This is a genomic window from Mesorhizobium sp. M5C.F.Ca.IN.020.32.2.1 (assembly GCF_004023105.1).
In the GTDB taxonomy this organism is placed as follows: domain Bacteria; phylum Pseudomonadota; class Alphaproteobacteria; order Rhizobiales; family Rhizobiaceae; genus Mesorhizobium; species Mesorhizobium wenxiniae.
Map to the genome: position 1 here is coordinate 1 of NZ_RZSX01000184.1, position 8,751 is coordinate 8,751.

11 protein-coding genes are annotated in these 8,751 nt (G+C 62.0%); 2 read left to right on the forward strand and 9 right to left on the reverse strand.

Annotated features, from left to right (window positions below; translation table 11 throughout):
• Both ispF and EOA86_RS11900 read left to right on the forward strand, forming a co-directional pair.
• Nucleotides 1–456: 2-C-methyl-D-erythritol 2,4-cyclodiphosphate synthase (gene ispF, locus EOA86_RS11895; protein WP_128341806.1), on the forward strand; the 456-nt coding region annotated here is incomplete at its 5' end.
• Complete coding sequence (locus EOA86_RS11900; RefSeq protein WP_128341808.1) at nucleotides 453–962, forward strand: CinA family protein; 510 nt, start codon at nucleotides 453–455, stop codon at nucleotides 960–962. The genes ispF and EOA86_RS11900, both read left to right, overlap by 4 nt.
• On the opposite strand, the gene EOA86_RS11905 is transcribed toward EOA86_RS11900, so the two are convergent.
• The 9 genes from EOA86_RS11905 to EOA86_RS11945 form a co-directional block, all read right to left on the reverse strand.
• A complete protein-coding gene (locus tag EOA86_RS11905; RefSeq protein WP_095520613.1) occupies nucleotides 938–1,396 on the reverse strand; it encodes a type II toxin-antitoxin system RatA family toxin in 459 nt (152 codons plus the stop codon). The genes EOA86_RS11900 and EOA86_RS11905 overlap by 25 nt on opposite strands.
• Nucleotides 1,397–1,408: 12 nt before the next feature.
• Entirely contained in the window at nucleotides 1,409–2,374 is a 966-nt protein-coding gene (lipA, locus tag EOA86_RS11910; RefSeq protein WP_128341810.1) for a lipoyl synthase, read from the reverse strand.
• 133 nt (nucleotides 2,375–2,507) lie between these two features.
• Complete coding sequence (locus EOA86_RS11915) at nucleotides 2,508–2,765, reverse strand: GlsB/YeaQ/YmgE family stress response membrane protein (RefSeq protein WP_029352334.1); 258 nt, start codon at nucleotides 2,763–2,765, stop codon at nucleotides 2,508–2,510.
• 96 nt (nucleotides 2,766–2,861) lie between these two features.
• Nucleotides 2,862–4,325 carry a dihydrolipoyl dehydrogenase gene (gene lpdA / locus EOA86_RS11920; RefSeq protein ID WP_128341811.1) on the reverse strand — a complete coding sequence of 488 codons (1,464 nt, stop codon included), beginning with the start codon at nucleotides 4,323–4,325 and terminating at the stop codon, nucleotides 2,862–2,864.
• Nucleotides 4,326–4,545: 220 nt separating this feature from the next.
• Nucleotides 4,546–5,184, reverse strand: coding sequence for an SGNH/GDSL hydrolase family protein (locus EOA86_RS11925; protein WP_128341813.1), 639 nt, complete (start codon nucleotides 5,182–5,184; stop codon nucleotides 4,546–4,548).
• A gap of 143 nt (nucleotides 5,185–5,327) precedes the next feature.
• Entirely contained in the window at nucleotides 5,328–6,710 is a 1,383-nt protein-coding gene (locus tag EOA86_RS11930; protein WP_128341815.1) for a pyruvate dehydrogenase complex dihydrolipoamide acetyltransferase, read from the reverse strand.
• Nucleotides 6,711–6,719: 9 nt separating this feature from the next.
• On the reverse strand, nucleotides 6,720–7,013 hold the full coding sequence (locus EOA86_RS11935) for a DUF5076 domain-containing protein (protein ID WP_036262673.1): 294 nt from the start codon (nucleotides 7,011–7,013) through the stop codon (nucleotides 6,720–6,722).
• 4 nt (nucleotides 7,014–7,017) lie between these two features.
• Nucleotides 7,018–8,451, reverse strand: a complete 1,434-nt coding sequence (locus EOA86_RS11940) for a pyruvate dehydrogenase complex E1 component subunit beta (protein WP_128341816.1) — start codon at nucleotides 8,449–8,451, stop codon at nucleotides 7,018–7,020.
• 15 nt (nucleotides 8,452–8,466) lie between these two features.
• Nucleotides 8,467–8,751 (reverse strand): thiamine pyrophosphate-dependent enzyme (locus EOA86_RS11945; protein ID WP_245497233.1); only part of this gene is annotated, 285 nt, incomplete at its 5' end.

Sequence of the window (8,751 nt, forward strand, 5' to 3'; positions counted from 1 at the left end):
TTCGAGCCCGGTGACCATGTCGTCCTGTGCGGCGTCTCCATCCCGCACGACAAGAAACTGGCCGGCCATTCGGACGCCGATGTCGGCCTGCACGCCTTGACCGACGCGCTGCTCGCCACCTGCGGCGCCGGCGACATCGGCACGCATTTCCCGCCGTCGGATCCGCAGTGGAAAGGCGTGGCCTCGCGGATCTTCGTCGAACATGCGGCAAGACTGGTGCGTGCGCGTGGCGGGCGCATCGCCAATGCCGACATCACGCTGATCTGCGAGGCGCCCCGGGTCGGCCCACATCGCGAAGCAATGACCGAAACCCTTTCGGAAATGCTGGCAATTTCCCGGGACCGTATCTCTATCAAGGCAACAACCAACGAAAAGCTCGGCTTTGTCGGACGCGAGGAAGGCATAGCGGCTATCGCGACCGCCAGCGTCGTGTTTCCGGGGGATGTCCCCGAATGAGCAACAGCGATCTCGCAGATGCCCTGCTTCAGGCCTGCCGACAGCGTGGCATCATGCTGGCGACGGCCGAAAGCTGCACAGGCGGCATGATCATCGCCGCCCTTACCGACATCGCCGGCTCTTCCACGGTGGTCGACCGGGGTTTCATCACCTATTCCAACCAGGCCAAGACTGAGATGCTCGGCGTTTCCGCCGCCACGCTTGAGACGCACGGCGCGGTCTCGCGGGAAACCGCAGTCGAGATGGCGGCCGGCGCGTTGGCGCATTCGGGCGCCGGACTCACCCTTGCCGTTACCGGCATTGCCGGTCCGGGCGGCGGCTCGGCGGAAAAGCCCGTCGGCCTCGTCTGGTTCGGTATCGCCTTGACTGGCCGGCCGGTCGTCAGCGAATGTCAGTTGTTCGCCGACAAAGGCCGCAATTTCATCCGCCGGGAGACGGTCAGGCATGCGCTTGAACTGGGCTTGCGCGCACTCGCTGCGGATCAGGCTGCCGGCGTTGCGCCATAGATGACGTCGGCGCGCTTCTCGAACGCCTCGGAAAACATGCGGAAGGCGCGATCGAACATCGCTCCCATCACCGCACCCAGAATACGGCTCTTGAATTCGTAGTCGATGAAGAAGCAGACATTGCAACCGCCGTCGGCCGGCTCGAAACGCCAGGCGTTGCTCAGATATTTGAATGGACCGTCGATGTATTTGACGTCGATGGCCTTCTCGCCAGGTTTTAGCAGCACCTGCGTGGTGAAAGTCTCGCGGATCGCCTTGTAGCCGATGCTCATGTCGGCGACGAGCAGGGTGCGTCCGTCGCGTTCCTTGCGCGAGCGAACCGTCAGCGCCTCGCAAAGCGGCAGGAATTGCGGATAGGATTCGACATCGGCGACCAGAGCGAACATCTGTTCCGGCGTATGCGCAACGCGGCGGTGGGCTTCGAATTGTGGCATGACACCAGTGTGTTAGGCGGACTTCCTGAGAAACGCTTCCCGTGCCGCGCGCAGCTTGGCGAAATCGTCGCCGGCGTGATGTGACGAACGCGTTAGCGGGCTCGATGCCACCAGCAGGAAGCCCTTGGTCTTGCCGATCGTCTCGAAGGACTTGAATTCCTCCGGCGTGACGAAACGGATCACAGGGTGGTGTTTCTTCGACGGCTGCAGATACTGGCCGATGGTCATGAAGTCGACATTGGCCGAACGCAGATCATCCATCAACTGCAGTATCTCGTTCCGCTCCTCGCCGAGGCCAACCATGATGCCGGATTTGGTGAAGATCGACGGGTCGAGTTCCTTGACCCGCTGCAGGAGCCTAATCGAATGAAAATAGCGGGCGCCGGGCCGGACCGTCAGATAGTTCGACGGTACGGTCTCCAGATTGTGGTTGAACACGTCCGGCTTCGCCGCCACCACGATCTCCAGCGCACCTTCCTTGCGCAGGAAGTCGGGCGTCAGGATTTCGATCGTCGTCGAAGGCGTTGCCGCCCTGATGGCGCGGATGACCTCGGCAAAGTGCTGAGCTCCGCCATCGGCGAGATCGTCGCGGTCGACTGAGGTGATTACGACATGGCTCAGACCCATTTGCTTGACCGCATGGGCGATGCGCGCCGGTTCACCGGGATCGAGCGCTGTCGGAATGCCGGTGGCGACGTTGCAGAAAGCACAGGCGCGCGTGCAGATCTCACCCATGATCATGAAGGTGGCGTGCTTCTTTTCCCAGCACTCACCGATATTGGGGCAACCGGCCTCTTCGCACACCGTCACCAGTCTGTGCGACTTCACGATTTCGCGCGTCTCGGCATAGCCTTTTGACATCGGCGCCTTGACGCGGATCCAGTCGGGCTTGCGCAGCACATCCTGGTCAGGCTTGTGCGCCTTTTCAGGATGCCTCAGGCGCGGCGCATTGGCGATCGTGTCGAGGACGGTGACCATCAGAAATCCAGTTCATTCGCGATTGCCTTCCGGCGGTCGCTTTCACAAGTCATCTAGGACTTTTCGCTGCAAAGAAAAAGGCCGCGGCGGCGCATGCCGCCACAGCCGTTTTCGCATGGCAAGAGTTCAGCAGCTAACGGCGCACCATGCGCCCTACCCAGATCAGCAGGCAGGCGCCGATGAAACCGGTGATCAGATAAGCGATCCAGCCAGCCCCGAAGGCGCCGATGTTGAGCGCCTGCAGGATGGCATTCAGCACGATCGCGCCGACGATGCCAAGAATGATGTTCATCAAGATGCCCATGTTGCTTTTCATGAACATCTCGGCAAGCCACCCTGCCAAACCGCCGATGATGATGGCTGCGATCCAGCCCACGCCATTCACGTCCATATGCCCTCTCCTTGTGTGATGAATGCATCCGGAAACGAATTACCTTACCGTTGAGTTCCTTGGCTTTCACGTGTCGAGTCTCACGCGGTCAATTTATCACGCGTTCAGCGCGCGGCCATAGGCGTCGAGGACGCTTTCCTTCATCATCTCCGACAGCGTCGGATGCGGGAAGATGGTGTGCATCAGTTCTTCCTCGGTGGTCTCCAGGTTCATCGCCACGACAAAACCCTGGATCAGCTCGGTCACTTCGGCGCCGACCATATGCGCACCGAGCAACTGGCCGGTCTTCTTGTCGAAGATGGTCTTGACGAAACCCTGGTCTTCGCCGAGCGCGATGGCTTTGCCGTTGGCGGCGAATTGAAAGCGGCCGACGCGGATGTCCTTGCCCTCGGCCTTCGCTTTCGCTTCGGTCAAGCCGACGGAGGCAACCTGCGGGTTGCAATAGGTGCAGCCCGGAATCTTCAGCTTGTCAGTGGCATGCACGCCGGGGAAATTGGCGATCTTCTCCACGCACACCACGCCTTCATGTTCGGCCTTGTGGGCGAGCATAGGCGGGCCGGCAACGTCGCCGATGGCATAGATTCCGGGCACATTGGTGTTGCCGTAGCCGTCGACGACGACGCAGCCGCGTTCGGTCTTCACGCCGAGCGCTTCGAGGCCGAGATTCTCGATATTGCCCTGCACACCGACGGCCGAGATCATCCGGTCGGCGGTGATCTTCTCAACCTTGCCGTCCTTCATCTCGACATGCGCGGTGACCGAGTTCGCACCCTTCTCGACCTTGGTCACCTTGGCCTCGAGGATGATCTTCATGCCTTGCTTCTCGAACTGCTTTTGCGCGAATTTCGAGACCTCGGCGTCCTCGACCGGCATTACCGCCGGCAACAACTCGACCACAGTCACCTCCGCGCCCATGGTGCGGTAGAATGAGGCGAACTCGATGCCGATTGCGCCCGAACCCATCACCAGCAGCGATTTAGGCATCTCCTTCGGGACCATCGCTTCGAAATAGGTCCAGATCAGCTTGCCGTCGGGCTCGATGCCGGGCAGCGCCCGCGGCCTGGCGCCGGTCGCCAGGATTATGTGCTTGGCGGTATAAGTGCCCTCACCCTTGACGCCCTTGGGCGCCGGCGGCTGGGGCTCCATCGGCTTCTTCGACGAGTTCGACACGACGATCTCGCCCGGTTTATCGCCGGAAGCCGCCTTGGAGAGCTTGGCTTCGCCCCAGATGACGTCGACCTTATTCTTCTTCATCAGGAAGGCGACGCCGCCGTTGAGCCGCAGCGAGACCTTTCGCGAGCGGTCGACCACGGCAGCGGTATCGACGCTGAGCTTGCCGTCGATCTTCAAGCCGTAGTCCTTCAGATGATCGGAATAGTGCATGATCTCGGCCGAACGCAGCAGCGCCTTGGTCGGGATGCAGCCCCAGTTGAGGCAGATGCCGCCGAGATGCTCACGCTCGACGATCGCCGTCTTGAAGCCGAGTTGGGCGGAACGCACCGCCGTGACGTAGCCGCCGGGGCCGGAGCCGATGATGATGACGTCGTAGTTCTCAGCCATTTTGTGGTCCTTATTGAAGCGAGGCTTCCCCGAAAGAAGGCTTCGGGATCGAAATTGGCTCGTACCTCAGTATTGGAGGCGCGAAAGCTGGCTCGTGCATCAGTATCGAAAGAGAGTCGGATACCCAGAGCCCCAGAAATGCGTAACCTGCAAGAAGCCGACTCGACGGCCTTGCCAATGCACAGCCAACCAGAGGCCATGATCAGACTTGCATCGACTATCATGTCGCTAACATCACGCGCACCAGCGGTGCCAGCGCCTCGCCAATGTTGCGCGTGTTTTCCGCATCAAGATGGACGCCGTCGAGCGGCGTGGTCTCGGCCACCGTGCCGGCATCGAAAAAGCCGCAGCCGGCCTCGTCGGCAAGGGCGGAATATTGCGGCGCCAGCCGCTTCGAAGCTTCGTCGCCGCCGGCGAACATTTCCTTGAACTCAGCGTTGTCGGTACGGCTGACCGCGGGCGGCGCGACGAGCAGGATCTGCGGCGCCGGCCAGTCGAACGGGTAGTCGTGGCCGCGCACGATATCGATCAGGCGCTGGATGCCTTGCTTGGCCGCCACCGGATTGCCGTGGATCCACGGCTTCATGTCGTTGGAGCCGAGCATGATGACGATCAGGTCGAGCGGCGCATGTGTCATCAGCACCGTCGGCAGCACTCTAGCGCCGTTACGGTCGGCGCCGGCCAGATGGTCGTCGAAAGCCGTTGTGCGGCCGTTCAAGCCTTCGGCAATGACCTGGATATCGCCTCCCAACGTCGCCTGCAGCACACTCGGCCAGCGGTCCTTGAGCGGGTGGCGATCCAGACTTGCTGCATCATAGCCCCAGGTCAGCGAGTCGCCGTAGCAAAGGACTGTTTTCATGCGTTTGCCCCCCTCCTGCTGAAATCTGCCCGCGCGCGCCTCACCCGCCAGCGCACCAACAGCCATTGCACATGATCGTTGCGACGCCGGAAGGGCTGAAGGCAACAAGGCTGGTGAAGAATTTCCGCACCGCCTTCTTCCTTCTAGACCAGCATGCCCATCGGATTTTCGATCATGCGCTTGAAGGCGACGAGCAGTTCGGCGCCGAGCGCGCCGTCGACGGCGCGGTGATCGGTCGACAGTGTCACCGACATGATGGTCGCTATTCTGATCTCACCGTTCCTGACCACCGCGCGCTCCTCGCCGGCGCCGACCGCCAGGATCGTCGCATGCGGCGGGTTGATGACGGCGGCAAAGTCCTTGATGCCGAACATGCCGAGATTGGACACCGCCGTGGTGCCGCCCTGGTATTCCTCCGGTTTCAGCTTGCGGCTGCGGGCACGGCTGGCGAGATCCTTCATCTCGTTGGAGATGACCGACAGCGTCTTTTCATCGGCGCGCCGGATGATCGGCGTGATCAGCCCGCCAGGGATCGACACGGCGACACCGACATCGGCATGCTTGTGCTTGACCATTGCGCTCTCGGTCCATGACGCATTGGCATCCGGCACCGCCATCAGCGCCATTGCCATCGCTTTGATGAGCATGTCGTTGACCGACAGCTTGTAGGCCGGCGCCTCCCCCTTGTCGGTCTTCTTCATCGGGGCGGCCGCGTTGATCTGCGTGCGCAGCGCCAGAAGCGTGTCGAGCTCGCAGTCGAGCGTCAGGTAGAAATGCGGGATGGTGGTCGTGGCCTCGACCAGCCGGCGCGCAATGGTCTTGCGCATATTGTCATGCGGGACAAGCTCGTAGGAGCCTTCGGCAAACAGTTTTAGCACCTGGTCGTCCGACATTGGCTTTAGCGCGACAGCCGGAGCCGGAGCGCCGGCAGGTGCGGCTTTCGCGGCTGGTGCCGCCTTGGCGCCGCCACCGGAAATCGCTGCATCGACATCGGCCTTGACCACGCGGCCATGCGGACCGGAGCCGCTCACCGCGGAGACATCGACACCGGCTTCCCGGGCGATGCGACGGGCAAGCGGCGAGGCAAAGACACGTTCGCCGCTTGCATGACCATTGGCAATCGGAGCCGCCTGGGGCGCCGGTGCGGCCGCAGGTTTCGGCGCTTCCGGCTTTGGGGTTTCCGCCTTTGGTGCTTCAGTTTTGGGGGCTTCTGTTTTTGGTGCCTCGGCTATTGCCGGAGCGGCAGCGCCGTCACCGCTTTTGGCGGCAGCCGCCGCATCCTCGCCCTCGGCCGCGAGCACGGCGATCAGCGCATTGACCTTGACGCCTTCGGTGCCGGCCGGAACCACCAGCTTGGTCACCGTGCCCTCATCGACGGCTTCGACTTCCATCGTCGCCTTGTCGGTCTCGATCTCGGCGATCACATCGCCCGGCGAAACCTTGTCGCCCTCCTTGACCAGCCACTTGGCAAGATTGCCTTCTTCCATCGTGGGCGACAGGGCCGGCATGGTGATGTTGATCGGCATTTTTCCTCCTCAGTTCCGCCCGGTTAGCGAACGGTGCTGGATATTGAACTGCTCCGACATTCTGCCTCGATAGCCTTCTTCCAATGCCTGAAGCGTCTCGATTTCAGGGATGCCATCTTGTTCCAGTCTCATCCTGGCTATGTGCATGCCGACATCAGCGAGCACCATGCCCCAGTTGTGAGCGTTTGGTCCAAAGAGGTCTTGCATCGTGACGACCGCGTCCGAACCAATCCAGACGCGGAGTATTTCATCGAATTCGCTATTCTCGACGACCACCGCGGGAACTTCTAGTTCGCGCGACATCTCGTTAACCCCGGTACGTCACGGCTTTCACCGCCTCGATGACTTCCGCGACATTGGGCAATGCCAGCTTTTCGAGGTTTGCCGCGTAGGGCATCGGCACGTCCTTGCCGGCAATGGTGATGACCGGCGCATCGAGGAAATCGAAGGCGCGCTGCGACACCTGGCTGGCGATATGGTCGCCGACCGAGCTCTGCGGGAATCCTTCCTCCACCACCACCAGCCGATTGGTCTTCCTGACCGAGGCGATGATGGTGTCGAAATCGAGGGGGCGGATGGTCCTGAGGTCGATGATCTCGGCATCGACGCCCATGCCGCGCAATTCGGCCTCGGCCTTCACCGTGTAGGTCATGCCGATGCCGAAAGAGACGATGGTGACATCCTTGCCTGACTTGTGGATGCGCGCCTTGCCGATCGGCAGCACGAAATCGTCCATCTTCGGCACGTCGAAGGACTGGCCGTAAAGGATCTCGTTCTCGAGGAAGATGACCGGGTTCGCGTCGCGGATCGCGGCCTTCAGCAACCCCTTGGCGTCGGCGGCGGTGTAAGGCATCACCACTTTCAGGCCGGGAATGTGGCTGTACCAGGCGGCATAGCACTGCGAATGCTGGGCGGCGACACGGGCGGCCGCGCCGTTCGGCCCGCGGAAGACGATGGGCGCGCCCATCTGGCCGCCGGACATATAGAGCGTCTTGGCGGCGGAATTGATGATTTGGTCGATCGCCTGCATAGCGAAGTTGAAGGTCATGAACTCGACGATCGGTTTCAGGCCGGCCATCGCCGCGCCGACGCCGACGCCGGCAAAACCGTGCTCGGTGATCGGCGTGTCGACGACGCGCCTCGGCCCGAATTCCTGCAGTAGCCCTTGCGTGATCTTGTAAGCGCCCTGGTACTCGGCGACCTCCTCGCCCATCACGAAGACGTCGCCGTCTCGACGCATCTCCTCGGCCATCGCGTCACGCAACGCCTCGCGCACAGTGGTCGAGACCATTGCTGTGCCGGCCGGGATGTCAGGATCGGCGGCGGCCTTCATGGCGGGGGCAGCGGGAACGGACGCCTTCGGCGCCTCGCCGGCATCCTGCGGCGCGGACTTCGAGCCTTCCTCGGCTGCGTCGGTGCGCTGCCCGCCGTCTGAAATCGCATCCTGGGTGGAAGCCGGTGCAGCCTTGGCATCCTTGCCGATATCGGCGGCGCTCTCGCCGTCCTGCAGCAGCACCGCTATCGGCGTGTTGACCTTCACGCCTTCGGTGCCCTCGGCGACCAGGATCTTGCCGAGCGTGCCTTCGTCGACCGCTTCGACTTCCATCGTCGCCTTGTCGGTTTCGATCTCGGCAATGACGTCACCGGCGGCGACCTTGTCGCCCTCGTTCTTCAACCATTTGGAAACATTGCCCTCTTCCATGGTCGGCGAGAGTGCGGGCATGAGAATTTCGATCGGCATGTCCTTGCCCTCTCGTTACAATACGATGTCGGTCCAGAGCTCGGACGGATCCGGCTCTGCGTCGTTCTGGGCAAATTCGGCGGCGTCGGCGACAATGTCGCGGACCTCCTTGTCGACGGCCTTGAGCTCGTCCTCATCAGCCCACTTCTTGTCGAGCAGGCGCGCCTTGACCTGCTCGATCGGGTCACGCTCCGAGCGCATCTTCTGCACTTCTTCCTTGGAGCGGTACTTTGCCGGATCGGACATCGAGTGGCCGCGATAGCGGTAGGTCTGCATTTCGAGAATCAGCGGCCCCTTGCC